Here is a 16542-nt window from a genome sequence, read left to right as displayed (position 1 = left end):
GCGAAGGGGCGGAATCGGGCGCCAGTACGTGTCTCGGTGGCACGCGGCGCGCGTCCAGCGCCGCGAGAACAGCAACTTTATCAGTCGTTCGGGGCGAAACTTCCCCAAGATTACTCTCAGGAGGTCAATGGTGACACAAAATCCACAGCAACCGGAGGTGAACATCGGACTCGTCGGTCACGTCGACCACGGAAAGACGACGCTCGTGCAGGCGTTGTCGGGGTCGTGGACCGACCAGCACTCCGAGGAGATGAAACGCGGCATCTCCATCCGCCTCGGTTACGCAGACGCGACGTTCCGACAGATTCCCGGCGTCGACCCGCCGGAGTGCTACACCGTCGACGAGACGGACGAAGACGGCAACGAGACCGACGTACTCAGGACCGTGTCGTTCGTCGACGCGCCCGGCCACGAGACGCTCATGGCGACGATGCTCTCGGGCGCGGCCATCATGGACGGTGCCGTCCTCGTCGTGAGCGCGACCGAGGAGGTGCCGCAGGCGCAGACCGAAGAGCACCTGATGGCGCTCGACATCATCGGCATCGACAACATCGTGGTCGCCCAGAACAAGGTCGACCTCGTCGACCGCGACCGCGCGGTCGAGAACTACGAGCAGATACAGGAGTTCGTGAAGGGCACCGTCGCGGAGGACGCCCCCATCGTCCCCATCAGCGCCCAGCAGGAGGTCAACGTCGACCTCCTCATCGACGCCATCGAGCGCGAGATTCCGACGCCCGAACGCGACGAGACGAAGGCCGCGCGGATGTTCACCGCGCGGTCGTTCGACATCAACCGGCCCGGGACGACGTGGGAGGACCTCTCCGGCGGCGTCATCGGCGGGTCGGTCGTCGAGGGGAAACTCTCGGAGGGCGAGGAACTCGAACTCCGCCCCGGCCGCGAGGTCGACGAGGGCGGACAGACCGAGTGGCGGCCCATCACGACCGACATCCGCTCGCTGCAGGCGGGCGGGCAGATGACCGACGAGGTGCGTCCCGGCGGTCTCTGCGGCGTCGGAACCGGTCTCGACCCGAGTCTGACGAAGGGCGACGCCCTCGCCGGACAGGTCGCGGGCGAACCCGGTACCCTGCCGCCGACGCGCGAGGAGTTCGTGATGGCGGTCGACCTCCTCGAACGCGTCGTCGGCGAGGACGAAGAGGAGATAGAGGAGATATCGACGGGCGAGCCGCTGATGCTCACCGTCGGCACGGCCACCACCGTCGGCGCGGTGACGAGCGCGCGTTCGGGCGAGGCCGAAGTCTCGCTGAAGCGCCCCGTCTGCGCCGCCGAGGGTGCGAAGATAGCCATCAACCGCCGCGTCGGCGCGCGGTGGCGCCTCATCGGTATCGGGACCCTCAAGTGACGACGGAGACACGACACCGGACGGACTCGGACGCGAGCGCGGACGCCGACGCCGAGAGCGCGGCGACCACGGTGCTGCTCGACACGAACGCGCTGATGATGCCCGTGGAACTCGACGTCCGGGTGTTCGAGGAACTCGACCGACTGCTGGCCGCGAACGCGGACCTCGTGGTGCCCGAACCCGTCGTCCGGGAGCTGGAGAAGCTCTCCGACGGGAGCGGGACCGAGGCCGTCGCGGCGAGCGTCGGGTCGGACCTCGCCGCCGACCGGTGTCGTGTCGTCGACGCCGAGGAGACGTACGCTGACGACGCCGTGGTGGAACTCGCAGGACGCGGGGTCGACTACGTCGTCACGAACGACAGACCCCTCCGCGACCGACTGCTCGAACGCGGCGTACGGGTAATCGGTATAAGGGGGCGCGACAAACTGGACATAACAGAGCCTTAGCACTACGATGTACAAACGGGTACGACTCAAAGACACAGTGGAGGTTCCGCCGGAGCATCTCGCTGACGTGACCCCGTTGCGGGTCAGGCGACTCCTGCAGGACAAGCTGGAAGGACGGATGGACGAAGAAGTCGGGAGCGTCGTGAGCGTCGTCGACGTGCACGACATCGGCGAAGGGACGGTGCTGCCCGGACGGGCGGGCGTCTACTACGAGGCGGAGTTCGACGCCATCACCTTCGACCCCGACATGCAGGAGGTCATCGACGGGCAGGTCGTCGAGGTGGTCGAGTTCGGCGCCTTCGTCGGCATCGGCCCCGTCGACGGCCTGCTGCACGTCTCGCAGATCTCCGACGAGTACCTCGCCTACGACGGCGAGAACCAACAGCTCGCCTCGACGGAGTCGAACCGCACGCTCGGCGTCGGCGACTCCGTGCGGGTGCGCGTCGTCACGAAGAGCATCGACGAGCGCAACCCGCGCGACTCGAAGATCGGACTCACGGCCAAACAGCCCGGTCTCGGCAAGCACGGCTGGCTCGAAGCCGACCGCCAGACCACCGAGGCGACGACGGAAGCGGAGGGCCGGTAGATGGCCAAGCCGCGCCTCGCCTGCCGCGAGTGCCACTTCATCAACATGCCCGACTCGCAGGCGTGCGAGAACTGCGGCTCGTCGAGTCTCACGGAGGACTGGGCCGGCTACGTCGTCATCACGCACCCCGAGACGAGCGAGATAGCGACGGAGATGAACGTGGACGAGGCCGGCGGCTACGCGCTGAAGGTCCGCTGACCGGCGATGCTCGAACTGCCGGCCGACCTCAGAGGCGAGTTCAAAGAGCCGTTCGGCCCCCTCCACACGGACGTCGAGCGACTGCTCGACGCGGCGGACGCCGAGGCGCCCCTCGTCGCCGTCGGCGACGTGGTCACCTACCACCTCCGCGAGTTCGGCCGAGCGCCGGACGTGGCCGTCGTCGACGGCCTGACGAAGCGGAGCGCCGTCGACGAGGAGATACGGCGGGCGCTGTCGGACCCCGAGTCGCGCCGCGACGTGTCGAACCCCGCGGGGGAGATAACGGAGGCGCTGGTCGTCGCCGTCCGCGAGGCGTTGGATGAAGAAGGGCCCGTCACCGTCGTCGTCGACGGCGAGGAGGACCTGGCGACGCTGCCGGCGGTGCTCTCGGCGCCGGTCGGCGCCAGCGTCGTCTACGGCCAACCCGACGAGGGGATGGTGTTGGTCGAGGTGACAGAGGAATCGAAAGCCGAGATGCGGTCGCTGCTGCGGCGGATGGAGGGCGACGCGGACGCCCTCATCGCACTCGCGGAGGAGTGACCCGCGGGCGCGGAGATGTGCGGTCCCGTTCCGTTCTTCGTTTCCGCGGCGAGTCGGGTCGAGACCCACGAGAGCGGTGCAGACGGACCTCTTACGGGCATCTCGGCCCTTCGAAATCCTTTTACTCCTTTCGGGAGGATTCTAACCCAACTGACTATGGAAATCGAAGTCATCTCCGAAGACGAGAATCCGATGCTGCACCGAACGGACGTTCGGTTCGAGGTCACCCACGAGGACGCGACCCCCTCCCGCCTGTCGGTCCGCGACAGCCTCGCGGCGAAACTGAACAAGGACTCCGACGAAGTCGTCATCCACGCGCTGAACACGAAGTTCGGCATGCGGAAGACGGCCGGTTACGCGAAGGTGTACACCTCGCCGGAGTTCGCCCGCGACGTCGAGCAGGACTACATGCTCGACCGGAACAAGATAGAGGCCGAAGAGGGCGACGGCGAAGCGGAAGCCGAAGAGGCCTGAACCGGCCGCCCCGAACTCGGAACCGTTCTCAACGTTCTCAATGCGCATCGTGGGTATCGAAGGCACCGCCTGGGCCGCCAGCGCCGCGCTCTTCGATTCGGAGACGGGCGAGGTGTTCATCGAGTCGGACCCGTACGAACCCGACAGCGGCGGCATCCACCCGCGCGAGGCGGCCGAGCACATGGGCGGCGCCATCCCCGACGTCGTCTCCACGGTGCTGGACCGCGCCGCGGAGACGAGCGAGGGCGACGGCGGGGGGATAGACGCGGTGGCGTTCTCGCGCGGCCCCGGCCTCGGCCCCTGCCTCCGCATCGTCGGCACGGCCGCGCGCGCCCTCTCGCAGACGCTCGACGTCCCCCTCGTCGGCGTCAACCACATGGTCGCGCACCTCGAAATCGGCCGCCACGGCTCGGGGTTCGACTCGCCGGTCTGTCTGAACGCCTCGGGGGCGAACGCCCACCTCCTCGGCTACCACAACGGCCGCTACCGCGTTCTCGGCGAGACGATGGACACCGGCGTCGGCAACGCCATCGACAAGTTCACCCGCCACGTCGGGTGGAGCCACCCCGGCGGTCCGAAAGTCGAGGAGGCCGCCCGCGACGGCGAGTACCACGACCTGCCGTACGTCGTGAAGGGGATGGACTTCTCCTTCTCGGGCATCATGTCGGCGGCGAAGCAGGCGCACGACGACGGCGTCCCCGTCGAGGACGTCTGCCGCGGCCTGCAGGAGACGGTGTTCGCCATGCTGACCGAAGTCGCCGAGCGAGCGCTGTCGCTGACGGGGACGGACGAACTCGTCTTGGGCGGCGGCGTCGGGCAGAACGAGCGACTCAGGGAGATGCTCGCGGAGATGTGCGAACAGCGAGGCGCCGAATTCTACGCGCCCGAACCGCGCTTCCTCCGGGACAACGCGGGGATGATAGCCGTCCTCGGCGCGCGGATGCTCGACGCGGGCGACACCGTCTCGATACCCGATTCGGCCGTCGACCCGAACTTCCGGCCCGACCAGGTGCCGGTGACGTGGCGCGACGGCGAGGAGTCGGTCGCCCGCGACCCGGCGGCCGCGGGGGAGGCGGGTCGGGCGGCGGACTCGGCGACCACTCCCGACGAGGTGCGCGGCGCCGAGGCGACGGTGACGTTCGAGGGCGACAGCGTCGTGAAGCGGCGCGTTCCGAAGACGTACCGACATCCGGAACTGGACGAGCGACTCCGCACGGAGCGGACCCGCGCGGAGGCGCGCCTGACGAGTCTCGCGCGGCGGGCGGGCGTCCCCACGCCCGTCGTCCGCGACGTGGACCCCGCCGAGGGGACCATCGTGTTCCAGTACGTCGGCGAGTCGGACCTCGCGGGGGGGCTGACCGCCGAGCGCTGCCGGACGGTCGGCGAGCACCTCGCGGCGGTCCACGGAGCGGGGTTCGTCCACGGCGACCCGACGACGCGGAACGTCCGCGTGGACGGCGACCGGGTGTACCTCCTCGACTTCGGACTCGGCTACCACACCGGACACGTCGAGGACCGCGCGATGGACCTGCACGTCTTCGAGCAGAGCGTCGAGGGCACCGCCGACGAACCGGAACCGCTCCTGCGGGCGTTCGAGGCGGGATACGCCGCCGCCGCGCGCGACGGGGCCGACCGGCCGGCGTCGGACGACGAGGACGCCCTCGCGCGCCTCCGACAGGTCGAGGGACGCGGCCGGTATCAGTAGACTCCCGCCTCCGTCCTCCGCCCGCGGTCGAAACCGACGGACGAACGTCCCCCCGTTCGGACCAAAACGATTTATCCGGCGCGGCTGTATCCAGCCTACATGGCAGACAAGCCGCAAAAAGGCGAGATTCTGGGCGTGCCGTACAACTTCGAACGTCCGTCTCTCGGCCGGATGCTGTCGTCGTACTGGAAGCCCGGGCAGAAGATGCTCGTGAAGAAGCCGTTCGGCGTCGGCTACACGCTGAACCTCGCGAACTGGCGGTCGTGGGTCGTCGTCGCCGTCGTCGCTGTCCTCCTCTGGCAGGAACGGAGTTCCTCCGCGCCCGGCCCGGACCTCGAAGACGAGGACGAGGACAAGGACGACGGCCCCGTCGAGGTCATCGTCGACTGAGCGCGGTCACGGCCGCAGTCGACGGCGGAAGACGACCGACACCGGCGCTGACCGACACCGACGCATCTTTCTCCGAACCGCCGCGATTCCCCGGTAGATGCTTCGATACGTCACGACGAACCCCGGGAAGGTGCGGGAGGCACTCCAGTACCTCGAGGGACCCGTCGAGCAGTTGGACTACGACTACACCGAGGTGCAGGCGGCGGAACTCGGTCCCATCGCGGCCCACGGCGCCCGCGAGGCGTACCGCCACGCCGGCGAACCGGTGCTCGTCGACGACGCCGGCCTCTTCGTCGACGGATTCGACGGCTTCCCCGGGCCGTACTCCTCCTACGTCGAGGATACCCTCGGCGTCGAGGCGGTGCACCGACTGGCCGAACGCGAACTCGACGACCCGCGCCGGGCGGCGTTCCGGTGCGTCCTCGCGTACTGCGACGGCGAGGGGTTCGAGGCGAGTCCGGACCCGGTGGACCGTGACGACCGGACGGTCGCCGCCGCCCGCGGGGCCGAGCAGGGCGACGAGGAGACGGAGGCGGTGCCGGTGAAACTGTTCGAGGGGGCCGTCAGGGGCCGCATCGTCCCGCCGCGCGGCGACGAAGGGTTCGGATACGACCCGATATTCGAACACGAGGGGACGACGTTCGCGGAGATGTCGAGCGAGAAGAAGAACGCGGTGTCGCATCGGGGGCGGGCGCTGGCGAAGTTCGGGGAGTGGTTTGCCGAGCGAACGGAGTTCCCGTGAGCCGAAGGCGAACGGGAGCACGGAAGAACGGCGTTCTTCCGAAGTGAGCGAGGCAAACCTCGACGGACGAGCGAAGCGAGCGAACGGGAACGTGGGGTCGACGAAGCGAGACTCGGGAGAAGCGGAAGGAGTTCGACCGCCGCGTCAGCCCTCGTAGTCGACGATGGAGCGGAAGCCGCCGTAGGCCATCCGCGCCCCGTCGAACGGCATCTCCCCGCCCTCCTCGAACCGCTCCGGACTCATCTCGGGGTCTTCCATCACCTTCGCGTTCACCTCGTCGCGGTGTTCCCGCGACTCGAACACGATGAAGGAGAACACGACCGTGTCGTCGTCTCCCGCCTCGGCGAGTTCGGGGAAGGTGCGCATCGGCATTCCCTCGGTGTCGGGTTCCACGTCGTCTCCGACCGCTTCGACGTACTCTAGCGCGCCGTGTTCGATCCAGAGCTTTCCGGCCTCCGCCGCTATCTCGCGGTACGCATCGAGCTTTTCGTTCGGAACGGCGAGCACGAACCCGTCGACGTATCGTCCCATCCCCTCGAATAGGGCGCGAGAAGGGTTGAGCGTTGTTCACACTATCCGTGACCTACCCCGTTCGCGGATACTGCCCTCTGGGGGACGGTCCCGACCCCGAGTGAACTCAGACCCCATCCGCGACGGCCGATATCAGCCGAGAAACGCTACGCCCGCGGGTCGCGGTCCGGCCCCTCGTACTCGCCACCGACGACTTCCTCGTACAGGCTCGCGGCGTCGAACAGCGAGGCGAACGCGCGCGGGTCGCGGACGCTGACCGGAAAGCGTGTGCCGAGCGCCGCCGCCGCGCGGGCGGAGGTGAGTCGGTCGTCGAACGAGAGCACGTGCATCGCGCCGCCGCGGTAAGCCGAGGCGAGAGCGGGGTGGTCGCCGTCCGGATGGTCCACCGGTTCGCGCCACGCCTCCGTGCGCTCCCGCCAGTCGGACGCGAGGTCCGGGTCCGCGAGGGCGGCGACGACGGCCTCGGCGTCGTCCAAGAGCGCGTCGCTCGCGAGCAGCGTCGTCCACGAGTGCTCTCTGAGGTGGTCGAGAGCGTCGCGGGCGTCGCCGCCGACGAGGAGGTCCGCGGCGAGGACGTCCGCGTCGGCGACGACGCGGGCCGGCGAGGGGTCGGTCTCGGGTCCGGTGTCGGGACCGGATTTCTCGTCAGTCATCGCCCTCGCGCCGCGACTCCAGCGTCTCCCGAATCGCCGCCTCGTCGACGCCGTACGGCGCCGCGCGGTCGAACAGTGCGTCCCACGTCTCCATGGTAGCAGTTGCGGCGACGCGCACAGAAGTGTGACGGTCACGGCGGGCGGGGGGTGGCGCTCGTACTCGCGCCGAGCGGAACGGGAGTTCTCGGCGTCCGCGCGGCGTCTCCCCTCCGTCTGACGCAGATTTAAGTTCCGGGACGGGCACTCTCCCGGCGGGCGCGCCATCCGACGTTCGCACGTCTCCACCCGGTCGAGCCCGCGATATCGCGGAGCCGGTGGAACTCAGGTGCGGACGCCGACGACTGACGGCCTCAGTTCCATCCCCCCACCCGCGCGCCCGGCACACCCGACCGTCGGTCGGCACCCCGACGGTCGGCGCGGCGTCGCTCCCCCGTGGCGCCGCGTCTACGCGTTCCCCCTTCTGTCTTCGCCCAGGAGCACGCGCCGGACGTCGTCGAACCGGTCGCGGTCAGCGACGAGGGCGAGTCTGTCGCCCGCCTCGACGGTCGTTCCGGGCAGCGGGATGGTCATCGGTTCCCTGGCGCCGCCGTGCGCGTAGATGCGTCCGTCGGCGCCGAGGTCCACGTCCGCGACCTTCCGGCCGACGACGGGCGCCCCCTCGGGGACGACGAGCATCGAGAGGCGCAACTGCTCGGTCAACTCGCCGATGGCGTTGAAGTCGCCGCCGAGCAGCGCCGTCTTCGCGCCGGCCGCGCCGAGGCGTTCGGGGTAGATGACGTCGTCCACGTCGTCGGCGTAGCGCTCGTATATCTCCTGTCGGTAGTCCTCGCTGACGCGCATGACCGCCCGACAGCCGAACTCCTTACCGATCATGCAGGCCGCGAAGTTGACGTTCGGGTCGCCGGTCAGTCCGCCGACGGCGTCGGCCTCCTCCGCGCCCGCGCGGCGAAGGACGGCCTCGCTGCTGCCGTCGCCCTCGACCACCTCGAAACCGGCCTCCTCGGCCCGTTCGACCTTCCGTTCGTCGTTGTCGACGACCGTCACCTCGTGGCCCTCCTCCCGCAGTACGAGCGCGGTTCGCGCGCCGACGCGACCGTACCCCACGATAACAACCTTCATACACGCACCTGACGGCGGCGGAGGATAAAAGCGTAGACCCGACGGAGGAGGTGCGGGGAGGGATGTGGCGAGAGACGAAAGGACGGCGGGAGGCGCGCGGCACGGGCGTCGAGGCGGCGCTACCGGAGGCGGTCGGTCCGGGTATCCTCCAGACGTTGGTGGAGGGCGTCGACGACGCCCGAGAGCGTCTCCGTCCCGAACAGGGCGACGATGACGGCGCCGACGGTGTCGAACACCAGGTCGACGATGGTGTCCGAGAGGCCGTACTGGACGAGGACGGCCTCGATGCCGAAGAAGTCGGCCGCGAGGCGGGTGAAGAACTCCAGCACCTCCCAGAGCACGCCGGCGGCGAGCGTGAACGTCAGGATGAACACGAACAGGAACCGCGGAGGGAGGTAGACGGCGTCGCTGTACTCGTCGACGGCGCGCGTCGCCGCGTAGCCGATGGCAGCCACCAGCATCGCCGAGAGCGTGTGCGTGAGGTGGTCGTACCACCACAGGTCGTCGTACAGACCCAACATGCCGAGGGCGTGGAGCAGGACGGCGGCCGTCACCCACAGCGTGAGCGACGGGGAGAGGCGGATGCCCCAGTCCCGACTCAGGAACGCCGGGAGGTAGGTGATGGCCAGTGCGCCCGCGGCGTTGATGACGATGCTGGCGTTCAGCGTGGCGACGCCGACGCCGAGGACGCCCGCGATGGCCAGTCGCATCCCTCCGGCGGCCAGCGAACCCACGTTCGGCGGGAGTCGCCACCTCATGCCCCCTCGTACGCGACAGGCACCGATAAACCCCGCCTCGCGTCGACGTGTCCGATTTCACGTGTTAACACGAGACGCGAAACTGTTTTTCCGTCCTTCGTCATAGGTCAGTCCGATGATGGCTACTACGCACGCCCTCGCGGGGGTCGTGCTCGCCGTCGTCGTCGCCGCGGTGTTCCCCGAGAGCGCCGCCGGCGCGACGCCGCTACCCGTGCTCGCCGCCGCCCTCGGCGGCCTCTTCCCCGATTTCGACCTCTACGCGGGGCACCGCAAGACGCTTCACTTCCCGGTGTACTTCAGCGCCCTCGCCGCGCCCGCACTGCTGGTCGCGGCGTTCGCGCCGACGACGCTGACGCTGTCGGTGGCGTTGTTCCTCGCGAGCGCGGCGCTGCACTCGGTGATGGACGCCTTCGGCGGCGGCCTCGAACTCAAACCGTGGCTGGGCACCTCCGAGCGCGCCGTCTACAGCCACTACCACAAGCGGTGGATTCCGCCGCGTCGCTGGATTCGGTACGACGGCGCTCCCGAGGACCTGCTGGCGGCGGGAGTGTTCGCCCTGCCGGCGATATACGCCTTCGACGGCCTCGTCCAGACGGGCGTGTTCGTCGCCCTCGGCGTCTCGGCGGTGTACGTGCTGCTGCGGAAGCCGATGGTCGTCGCCGCGCAGACGGCCGTGGACGCGATGCCCGAGAACGTGGTCGAACGGATGCCCGAGCGGTTCGTCGAGGACTTCCGGTAGCGCCTACATTTCTTCGGTAGATGCCGACGCCTCGAACCGATAGGTGTCCCCGCGGTCCACGTACGCGACCCGGTCTTCGAGGCCCGCCGCCTCGACGGCCTCTTCGAAGTCCGATAGCGGCGACTGGAACACCTCGTAGTCGTCGTAGTGGACGGGAACGTTCTCGTCGGCGTCGAACAGTTCGACGGCCTCGACGCCCTGTTCGGCGTCCATCGTCAGGAGGACGCCGAGAATCTCGGTTCCGCCCAGGTGCAAGAGCGCGAGGTCGATGTCCGGGAACCGCTCGGGAATCTCCTCCAACTCGTCGTACATCACCGTGTCGCCGCTGATGAACAGTCGGAAGGAGGTTCGCCCGTCGCCCCCCGTCGGGCGAAATTCGAGTACGCTCCCCATCACGGGCGGAAGCGCCTTCTCGACCACCGGCGGGCCGTGCCGGCCCGGCGTCGAGGTGATGTCCAGTTCCACCTCGCCCTTTCGAACCGTTACTTCCTCCCAGGTGTCCATCGCGTACGTCTCGCGGAACCCTTTCTCTTCGAGTTCCTCGGCGGCGTGTTCGGTGGTCACGATGGGGAGGTTCTTATCCAATTTCTCCTCGACGACGTGGTCGAAGTGGTCGCCGTGGTAGTGCGACAGCAGGACGAAATCGAGGTCCTCCGGCAGGTCCTCGATGTCGATTGCGGGGTCGGTCGTGCGTTCCGAGCGGATGCCGTACCCGAGGTGGGCGTGGTCGCCGCTGTGCAGGAAGTTGGGGTCGGTGAGGATAGTGAATCCGGCGTATCTGATGATTACGGTGGCCGTCCCGACGAAGAAGACGGAACCGTTCTCGGCGTCGGCGTCTTCGGATTCGGGGAGTTCGAGGGTCTGGCTCACTTGTCGTGGTTACGCGCGAGGAGGGTTAGAAGCGAGACTTGTGTATTCAACGGAGAGCGCAGATGGGTGGGTGAATGCAGCAGTGTGGCCGGGATTTGAACTTCGCTCGCTGGCGCTCGTGCGTTCAAGTCCGCGGGTCCGGCTTTCGTCCACTCGGGACCCCTCGCTGTCGCTCGGGGGTCTGAGTTCACAGAAAGCCTAGGCCGGGATTTGAACCCGGGCTCTCGTCCTTACCAAGGACTTGCTTTACCGAGGAGGCCTTCGGCCCTGAAAGCGGCTACCTTTGCCGCAAACGTCCACTTTGCGCGCTTCTTATCTCTCTATTAGCAACGCCACTTATAAAAGAATTGGGTATTCGGCCCCGTATGCCGTCTGTGGACACCGGAAATCGACAAACGTGTTCGGGTGAGTGTTGCCGTACTCGACACACCATAATTGTGAGGGGTGTTGTGTGGTTCATACGTGTGGCCCACTTCATCGACTGGGGAGTACCACGTTCGTTTCAGAGAAACTGAGGTGAACCAGTTGGATAGTAGAGCGTGCGAAGTTACCGTTTTGAATAGACGCAGCAGGGAGAAGCTCCTCTGTGGGAGAGGTGCCGATATTCCACTGGGGTGTGGTTGGGTGTGCCGGAATGCACGTCAAGAGACCATATGTGGTCACTCCGTGCTACGCCCAGTCAATATTACTCATACATAAGTATAAACAGAATGGAAGATTACACAGCAAGTATTGCCTTAATCTTCCAAAACGGAGTGTAGGCATGATACCTGTACACACCGATTCTTAACTGAGTCGCAAGAAGACTCTCCGAATTAGTAGAGTGAAGGTGTATCCGACTCGGAACGGCCATTTCTTACGACGTTGATGCCTGCTACGACTAAAACTAACCCAAAAGCTATGAAAACCACTTCAAGAAGTGTCGTGAGGTTCCCCGAGATTGCACTGAATCCGTTGCCTGCCATCAGGTCTCCCCATCCAGTTAGGGCGAATCCCAGCGGGGCGACACCTATCAAGACCATCGTCACCCCGAGAAAAATATCTCCAATTCGCCTCTGATTCATACGGGTTGAAACAAGCCGCTTTTGCTTGGCTCTTTCCCTGTACTTTCCGAAGCTTCTCACCACATCGAGGCGAGTTCTCCCCAACTGACTTGGAGTGAAACAGCCGCTCAGTAGGTGTGCGTGTGTAACAGCGGAAGACGTATGAGGTATCCAGAGGTATTGCTGGTATGAGCCGACGTTCAGTTCTCCGTGATACGGTATTCATGGGATGCATTTTCATCGCGTTCCTCGCCGTTCTTGGAGTTCTTATCGCTTCGATTCTCAGTGAACCTCCTGTAACGTTCTTAATCGACCTGTTCACAGACCCAGCTTGGCTGTTCGTGGTAGCTATCGGTCTGTATTTTGTTCTCACCGCGTACCGACGAGCAAAGGCGAATTACGCGTAAGGTATGACATCTGCGCTGATATACCCACAGCCTGTACCTACTGAGGCTACTCACCACATCGAGGGACAGAAGGAACAGCCCCCTCGATGATGTGGCTCACGGCCACGACCACCGGGGCCAAATCCACCGAATCCTTCACCCGTATCTCGCCGCATCGAGGGTGTTCTATCATAGTCCTGACTAACTTTCATTCCTCTCTGTGAGAGCGTTAATTATCGAAATCCGGGGTGTCGCTTGAGGGGACGCGCCCCCGGTCGATTTCGGGTCTATCCCGCCGCTGTCTGTGGATTGTTTTGTGTGTCCTGACAATTTAGCGAATCGCATTACGGCGAGGGATGCCCTGTTTAACGAGAGAAGCGAATCTTGAACGGGTTTCGTTCAGACGAGTATAGCCAGAAAAGTGTGCGTACAAGGAGTGTACGGAGGAAAGAGCCTAGGCGGGGATTTGAACCCCGGCTCTCGTCCTTACCAAGGACGCGCTTTACCGCTAAGCTACCCAGGCGCGCATACGTTCGTTGTCCGGATTCGTCTTTAGGCGTTTCGATTCGACCCGCCTACGTCACGGAGTTCCACGCGACCGAACGTCACCGATCCGCCGACGACGGCACCCGGTCGTCCGTCGTGCTGGCCACCGACAGCGACGCGATGCGCTCGGTGGTGGCGTCCGAAAACGCCGTCGTCGCCGGCGGGAGGTCCTCCTCGGCGTCGCACTCGCGGGCCAGTTCGGCGGCGTACTCGAGGAGGGCGGGCGGGGCGTCGCCGCCGACGGCCGTCGTCCCGGCGACGACGGCGAGTGTGAAGATATCCGCTTCGAGGTTCCGGTCGACGGCGTCGGCGGCGTCCTGCGCCCGGCGGAGCGTCTGGTCGCGGCCGAACGCGCGGACCACCTCGACGGCCCGGTCGGCGGCGTCGGTCCGCGCGAGCACGTAGAACCCGCGGGAGACGAGCACGTCGGCGGCGATGACGTCCAGGTCGCCGGCGATGTCCTCGTCGTCGCCGCTGAGCCACGGTTCCTCGTGTGCCAAGGTCCGCGTGAGTCGGAGTCCCTCGTAGATGAGTTGGACGCCGGCGGCGCGTTCGGCGAGTCCGTCGGCGTCTACGTCCACGCCGGGTTCGAGCGCGCGGGCGCTCAGGAGCGTCAGCGCACCGGGCGTCATCGAGGCGTCGTCGAGGCGGTCGAACAACACCGCACGGAGGCGGTCCGGCTCGATATCGTCGATCGCCTCGCGCGCGGCGTCGCGGGCCCGCACGGCGTCGTCCATTAACCGAAAGTTACGGCGGGAAGGGCAAAGACCTTTGGAAAACGCGCAGGAGGGACGCGCATGATTCGAACGACGGCGGACGGACCGGTTCGGGTCGTGACCGTCGACCGACCCGACCGGCGGAACGCGCTCCGGCCTTCGGACCTCGACGAACTGGCGGCCGCCGTGGCGGGCGCGGACCCCGATTCGACGCCGGTGGTCTACCTCCGGGGGGCGGGCGGACAGTTCTCGGCCGGCGCGGACCTCGACAGCGTGGCGGCGCTCGACGACCCCGAGGCGTTCGCTCGGCAGGGACAGCAGGTCGCGAACGCCATCGCCGACGCGCCCGTCGTCGTCGTCGCCGGAATCGACGGCGCGGCCCGCGGTGGAGGTGTAGAACTCGCTCTCGCCTGCGACGTGCGGGTCGCCACCCCGCGGGCGACGTTCGCGGAACCGGGCGTCCGCTTCGGCCTGTTCGGCGCGTGGGGCGGCACCGTCCGCCTCCCGCGAATCGTCGGCGAGGGCGAGGCGCTGGACTTCGCGCTCTCGGGTCGGGTCGTGGACGCGCCGGAGGCCCGGCGGATGGGACTCGTCTCCCGCGTCGTCGACGACCCGCGGTCGGTGGCCGACGAGATAGCGGCGAATCGGCCGGACGCCCTGCGCGCGGTGAAAGCGCGCCTCCGCGACGACGCGGACGACGAGACGCGAGAACGGGCCGAGGCCGAGGCGTTCGCCCGGTTGCACGAACGGTACGTCGACGACATCCGGGAGGAGAGAGACGGCTGAGAAAAGGGGGACCGCGAGTGACCGTCCGGGTTCGCGTCGTCGCCGGCTCAGATATCGAGCGGTTCCGGCGCGGGCGGCATGTGCCGCTTGTGCTCGCTGCCGTCGACCAGTTCGACGACTCTGTCGACCTGTGCTTCGGTCACGCCGAGGTGGTCGACCGTGGCGGACTTCGAGAGCGGTCCGTCGACGTGCATCGCGAGGATGGCGTCGAGGGTGTCGTAGTCGAGGCCCATCTCGTCCTCGTCGCTGTGGCCCTCCCACATCTCCGCGGAGGGCGTCTTCATCACGAGGTCCTCCTCGACGCCCATCGCGGCGGCGAGTTGCCGCACCTGCTGTTTGTACAGGTTGCCGATGGGGTTGCAGTCGACCGCCTGGTCGCCGTACTTCGTGAAGTAGCCCGTCATCGCCTCCGAGCGGTTGCCCGTCCCGAGGACGAGTTTGTTCTCGGCGTTGGCGACGAAGTAGTTCAGCACGCCGCGCGTCCGGACGTAGACGTTGCCGGCGGCGACCTGGTCGTCGGCCGCCTCGGGGAACGCGTCGAAGAACGTCTCGGCGATGGGCTGAATCTCGACCACGTCGTACTCGATGCCCAAATCCTCGGCGACGCGTTCGGCGTCGCTCATGTTCCGGTCGGTGTTCACCTCGCTCGGCATCACCACGCCGTGGACGTTCTCCGGGCCGAGGGCCTCGACGGCGAGGTGGGCGACGGTCGTGCTGTCGATGCCGCCGGAGAGGCCGAGGACGGCCCCGTCGGCGCCGGCGTCGTCCACGACGCTCCGGAGGAACTCGACGATGTGGTCGCGCGTGGTCTCCAGTTCGTCGGGCGAGAGGCGGAGGTCCAACGGGGCAGTGTCGCTCAGCACGGTGGCGTCCATAATCAAGCGAGGCTACCACCTCGGAGAACTAATAAACACCCATCAGCGGCGTTCCCTGGACGCGCGTTCAGTTTCATCGGCCGCGCGACGGGCGGAGGTCAGCGAAACGCTACGTTCAAGTGTGACCGGAGAGCAATCTACAGTTGCGCGCCGATGGTCGATCGAGCGGAGCGAGGTCGGCCGCGGGGCGAACGAAGTGAGCGCCGATGGTCAATCGAGCGAAGCGAGATTGACTCCGGAGCGCGAGTGAAACGAAGCGCGCCGATGGTCCAATGGTAGGACATTAGCTTCCCAAGCTAATAGTCCGGGTTCGATTCCCGGTCGGCGCACTCCCACGGTCGCTCGCCGACCGACCCTCGCAGACCTACGGTCTGCTCGGTCCCGGTCGGCGCATTTCTGTCGAACACAGTGAGACGAAATCGCCGTAGCGGGAATTGAATTACGGAGCGAGCGACGCGAGCGACTGAGGTTCAACCTCCGACGGACTCGCTTCGCTCCTCCGTCGACGTTTCGGTCGCTCGCTCCGCCCGTTCCCGAGACTCCCAGTCGGCGCACCTTCGACCCGATTACTCGGCGGTCGTCTCCGTTCCTGTGCTGCACACCGCCGGCCGCTGTTCGGTCCACAGGCCGAGTTCGTCGTTCTCGACTCGGACCTCCAACCCGTAGCAGTCGGCGTCGGTGCTCTCGGTATCGAACGTCGTCCACTCCGCGTCGTCGTCGAGACGGAAGTACAGCGTGTACGCGCCGCCGTCGTCGACCCACGGCCCCTTCACCGGAAGCGGCGACGAGATGCTGTTCGCCCCGCCGAGGTCGTACGACGACCAGAACGCCATCTCGTCCTCCCGTTCGGCCATGATGTGGACCGTGTGGTCCGCCTCGTCCTCGTTCACGACGCGGACGTACCCCAGACTCCGCCGGGCCGCGGCCCGTTCGTTTCGCGCGTTCGTCCCCCCGCACCCCGCGATGGCCGCCGCGCCCGCCGCACTCGCGGCGAGGAGGCGACGGCGCGAGAGCGGGTACTCCCATCCGTCCATGAGGAACTCTTCCCGCCGGAGGGCAAAAACATTCGCTTCGAAGAC

At 66.8% G+C, this 16542-nt stretch carries 20 protein-coding genes and 2 tRNA genes; 12 read left to right on the top strand and 10 right to left on the bottom strand.

The annotated features are described in order from the left end of the window. The first annotated feature begins 130 nt into the window (after positions 1-130). The 9 genes from NDI79_RS07335 (at position 131) to NDI79_RS07295 (ending at position 6441) form a co-directional block, all read left to right on the top strand. Complete coding sequence (locus NDI79_RS07335; RefSeq protein ID WP_310927827.1) at positions 131-1360, top strand: translation initiation factor IF-2 subunit gamma; 1230 nt, start codon at positions 131-133, stop codon at positions 1358-1360. 71 nt (positions 1361-1431) lie between these two features. Further along, positions 1432-1806, top strand: a complete 375-nt coding sequence (locus NDI79_RS07330; protein WP_310928700.1) for a type II toxin-antitoxin system VapC family toxin — start codon at positions 1432-1434, stop codon at positions 1804-1806. A 7-nt stretch (positions 1807-1813) separates the two neighbouring features. Continuing rightward, positions 1814-2392, top strand: coding sequence for a DNA-directed RNA polymerase (locus NDI79_RS07325; RefSeq protein WP_310927826.1), 579 nt, complete (start codon positions 1814-1816; stop codon positions 2390-2392). Beyond that, on the top strand, positions 2393-2590 hold the full coding sequence (gene spt4, locus NDI79_RS07320; protein ID WP_310927825.1) for a transcription elongation factor subunit Spt4: 198 nt from the start codon (positions 2393-2395) through the stop codon (positions 2588-2590). It abuts the gene before it with no gap. A 6-nt stretch (positions 2591-2596) separates the two neighbouring features. Beyond that, positions 2597-3130: a GTP-dependent dephospho-CoA kinase family protein gene (locus NDI79_RS07315; RefSeq protein WP_310927824.1), complete on the top strand. Its 534-nt coding sequence runs from the start codon at positions 2597-2599 to the stop codon at positions 3128-3130. Between the two features lie 156 nt (positions 3131-3286). Then, positions 3287-3604, top strand: coding sequence for a 30S ribosomal protein S24e (locus NDI79_RS07310; RefSeq protein ID WP_310927823.1), 318 nt, complete (start codon positions 3287-3289; stop codon positions 3602-3604). A 40-nt stretch (positions 3605-3644) separates the two neighbouring features. Beyond that, complete coding sequence (locus tag NDI79_RS07305) at positions 3645-5309, top strand: bifunctional N(6)-L-threonylcarbamoyladenine synthase/serine/threonine protein kinase (protein WP_310927822.1); 1665 nt, start codon at positions 3645-3647, stop codon at positions 5307-5309. A gap of 99 nt (positions 5310-5408) precedes the next feature. Then, positions 5409-5699 carry a DUF5808 domain-containing protein gene (locus NDI79_RS07300; protein WP_310927821.1) on the top strand — a complete coding sequence of 97 codons (291 nt, stop codon included), beginning with the start codon at positions 5409-5411 and terminating at the stop codon, positions 5697-5699. Between the two features lie 97 nt (positions 5700-5796). Beyond that, positions 5797-6441, top strand: a complete 645-nt coding sequence (locus NDI79_RS07295; protein WP_310927819.1) for a non-canonical purine NTP pyrophosphatase — start codon at positions 5797-5799, stop codon at positions 6439-6441. A 144-nt stretch (positions 6442-6585) separates the two neighbouring features. Here the strand turns inward: NDI79_RS07295 and NDI79_RS07290 are convergent, their stop codons facing one another. The 4 genes from NDI79_RS07290 to NDI79_RS07275 all read right to left on the bottom strand — a co-directional run bounded on the left by NDI79_RS07290 (position 6586) and on the right by NDI79_RS07275 (position 9502). After that, positions 6586-6972, bottom strand: a complete 387-nt coding sequence (locus NDI79_RS07290; RefSeq protein WP_310927818.1) for a DUF1428 domain-containing protein — start codon at positions 6970-6972, stop codon at positions 6586-6588. 146 nt (positions 6973-7118) lie between these two features. After that, complete coding sequence (locus tag NDI79_RS07285) at positions 7119-7625, bottom strand: DUF7384 family protein (protein ID WP_310927817.1); 507 nt, start codon at positions 7623-7625, stop codon at positions 7119-7121. Between the two features lie 444 nt (positions 7626-8069). After that, a complete protein-coding gene (locus tag NDI79_RS07280) occupies positions 8070-8744 on the bottom strand; it encodes a potassium channel family protein (RefSeq protein ID WP_310927816.1) in 675 nt (224 codons plus the stop codon). Positions 8745-8863: 119 nt separating this feature from the next. Further along, positions 8864-9502 (bottom strand): DUF2238 domain-containing protein, encoded by a 639-nt coding sequence (locus NDI79_RS07275; RefSeq protein ID WP_310927815.1) that lies wholly within the window; start codon positions 9500-9502, stop codon positions 8864-8866. Positions 9503-9617: 115 nt separating this feature from the next. Here NDI79_RS07275 and NDI79_RS07270 point away from each other — a divergent pair, with 115 nt between their 5' ends. Beyond that, positions 9618-10241 (top strand): metal-dependent hydrolase, encoded by a 624-nt coding sequence (locus NDI79_RS07270; RefSeq protein ID WP_310927814.1) that lies wholly within the window; start codon positions 9618-9620, stop codon positions 10239-10241. Between the two features lie 3 nt (positions 10242-10244). Here NDI79_RS07270 and NDI79_RS07265 read toward each other — a convergent pair whose 3' ends face one another. The 4 genes from NDI79_RS07265 to NDI79_RS07250 all read right to left on the bottom strand — a co-directional run bounded on the left by NDI79_RS07265 (position 10245) and on the right by NDI79_RS07250 (position 13823). Continuing rightward, complete coding sequence (locus NDI79_RS07265; protein ID WP_310927813.1) at positions 10245-11111, bottom strand: MBL fold metallo-hydrolase; 867 nt, start codon at positions 11109-11111, stop codon at positions 10245-10247. Between the two features lie 815 nt (positions 11112-11926). Further along, positions 11927-12175, bottom strand: a complete 249-nt coding sequence (locus NDI79_RS07260) for a hypothetical protein (protein ID WP_310927812.1) — start codon at positions 12173-12175, stop codon at positions 11927-11929. A gap of 816 nt (positions 12176-12991) precedes the next feature. Beyond that, positions 12992-13063, bottom strand: a tRNA-Thr gene (locus tag NDI79_RS07255). Between the two features lie 82 nt (positions 13064-13145). Further along, positions 13146-13823 (bottom strand): DUF7114 family protein, encoded by a 678-nt coding sequence (locus tag NDI79_RS07250; RefSeq protein ID WP_310927811.1) that lies wholly within the window; start codon positions 13821-13823, stop codon positions 13146-13148. Positions 13824-13883: 60 nt separating this feature from the next. Here NDI79_RS07250 and NDI79_RS07245 point away from each other — a divergent pair, with 60 nt between their 5' ends. Beyond that, on the top strand, positions 13884-14588 hold the full coding sequence (locus NDI79_RS07245) for an enoyl-CoA hydratase/isomerase family protein (protein WP_310927810.1): 705 nt from the start codon (positions 13884-13886) through the stop codon (positions 14586-14588). Positions 14589-14635: 47 nt separating this feature from the next. Here the strand turns inward: NDI79_RS07245 and NDI79_RS07240 are convergent, their stop codons facing one another. Then, the gene (locus NDI79_RS07240) at positions 14636-15463 is read right to left on the bottom strand and encodes an NAD+ synthase (protein WP_310927809.1); all 828 of its coding nucleotides are present in this window, start codon (positions 15461-15463) and stop codon (positions 14636-14638) included. Positions 15464-15721: 258 nt separating this feature from the next. On the opposite strand from NDI79_RS07240, the gene NDI79_RS07235 reads away from it, so the two are divergent. Then, positions 15722-15792, top strand: a tRNA-Gly gene (locus tag NDI79_RS07235). Positions 15793-16029: 237 nt separating this feature from the next. Here NDI79_RS07235 and NDI79_RS07230 read toward each other — a convergent pair. Continuing rightward, positions 16030-16497 (bottom strand): hypothetical protein, encoded by a 468-nt coding sequence (locus NDI79_RS07230; RefSeq protein WP_310927808.1) that lies wholly within the window; start codon positions 16495-16497, stop codon positions 16030-16032. Between the last annotated feature and the right edge of the window lie 45 nt (positions 16498-16542).

Origin of the sequence: Halogeometricum sp. S3BR5-2 (assembly GCF_031624635.1) — an archaeon.
Taxonomy (GTDB): domain Archaea; phylum Halobacteriota; class Halobacteria; order Halobacteriales; family Haloferacaceae; genus Halogeometricum; species Halogeometricum luteum.
The sequence above is the reverse complement of the archived record's forward strand: the minus strand, read 5'-3'. Positions and strand labels throughout refer to the sequence as shown.

Excerpts from the sequence above, each read along its gene's own strand:
- NDI79_RS07325 (WP_310927826.1), top strand. The coding sequence starts at position 1,814 with ATGTACAAACGGGTACGACTCAAAGACACAGTGGAGGTTCCGCCGGAG.
- spt4 (WP_310927825.1), top strand. The coding sequence starts at position 2,393 with ATGGCCAAGCCGCGCCTCGCCTGCCGCGAGTGCCACTTCATCAACATG.
- NDI79_RS07315 (WP_310927824.1), top strand. The coding sequence starts at position 2,597 with ATGCTCGAACTGCCGGCCGACCTCAGAGGCGAGTTCAAAGAGCCGTTC.
- NDI79_RS07310 (WP_310927823.1), top strand. The coding sequence starts at position 3,287 with ATGGAAATCGAAGTCATCTCCGAAGACGAGAATCCGATGCTGCACCGA.
- NDI79_RS07305 (WP_310927822.1), top strand. The coding sequence starts at position 3,645 with ATGCGCATCGTGGGTATCGAAGGCACCGCCTGGGCCGCCAGCGCCGCG.
- NDI79_RS07300 (WP_310927821.1), top strand. The coding sequence starts at position 5,409 with ATGGCAGACAAGCCGCAAAAAGGCGAGATTCTGGGCGTGCCGTACAAC.
- NDI79_RS07295 (WP_310927819.1), top strand. The coding sequence starts at position 5,797 with ATGCTTCGATACGTCACGACGAACCCCGGGAAGGTGCGGGAGGCACTC.
- NDI79_RS07290 (WP_310927818.1), bottom strand. The coding sequence starts at position 6,972 with ATGGGACGATACGTCGACGGGTTCGTGCTCGCCGTTCCGAACGAAAAG.
- NDI79_RS07285 (WP_310927817.1), bottom strand. The coding sequence starts at position 7,625 with ATGACTGACGAGAAATCCGGTCCCGACACCGGACCCGAGACCGACCCC.
- NDI79_RS07280 (WP_310927816.1), bottom strand. The coding sequence starts at position 8,744 with ATGAAGGTTGTTATCGTGGGGTACGGTCGCGTCGGCGCGCGAACCGCG.
- NDI79_RS07275 (WP_310927815.1), bottom strand. The coding sequence starts at position 9,502 with ATGAGGTGGCGACTCCCGCCGAACGTGGGTTCGCTGGCCGCCGGAGGG.
- NDI79_RS07270 (WP_310927814.1), top strand. The coding sequence starts at position 9,618 with ATGATGGCTACTACGCACGCCCTCGCGGGGGTCGTGCTCGCCGTCGTC.
- NDI79_RS07260 (WP_310927812.1), bottom strand. The coding sequence starts at position 12,175 with ATGAATCAGAGGCGAATTGGAGATATTTTTCTCGGGGTGACGATGGTC.
- NDI79_RS07250 (WP_310927811.1), bottom strand. The coding sequence starts at position 13,823 with ATGGACGACGCCGTGCGGGCCCGCGACGCCGCGCGCGAGGCGATCGAC.
- NDI79_RS07245 (WP_310927810.1), top strand. The coding sequence starts at position 13,884 with ATGATTCGAACGACGGCGGACGGACCGGTTCGGGTCGTGACCGTCGAC.
- NDI79_RS07240 (WP_310927809.1), bottom strand. The coding sequence starts at position 15,463 with ATGGACGCCACCGTGCTGAGCGACACTGCCCCGTTGGACCTCCGCCTC.
- NDI79_RS07230 (WP_310927808.1), bottom strand. The coding sequence starts at position 16,497 with ATGGACGGATGGGAGTACCCGCTCTCGCGCCGTCGCCTCCTCGCCGCG.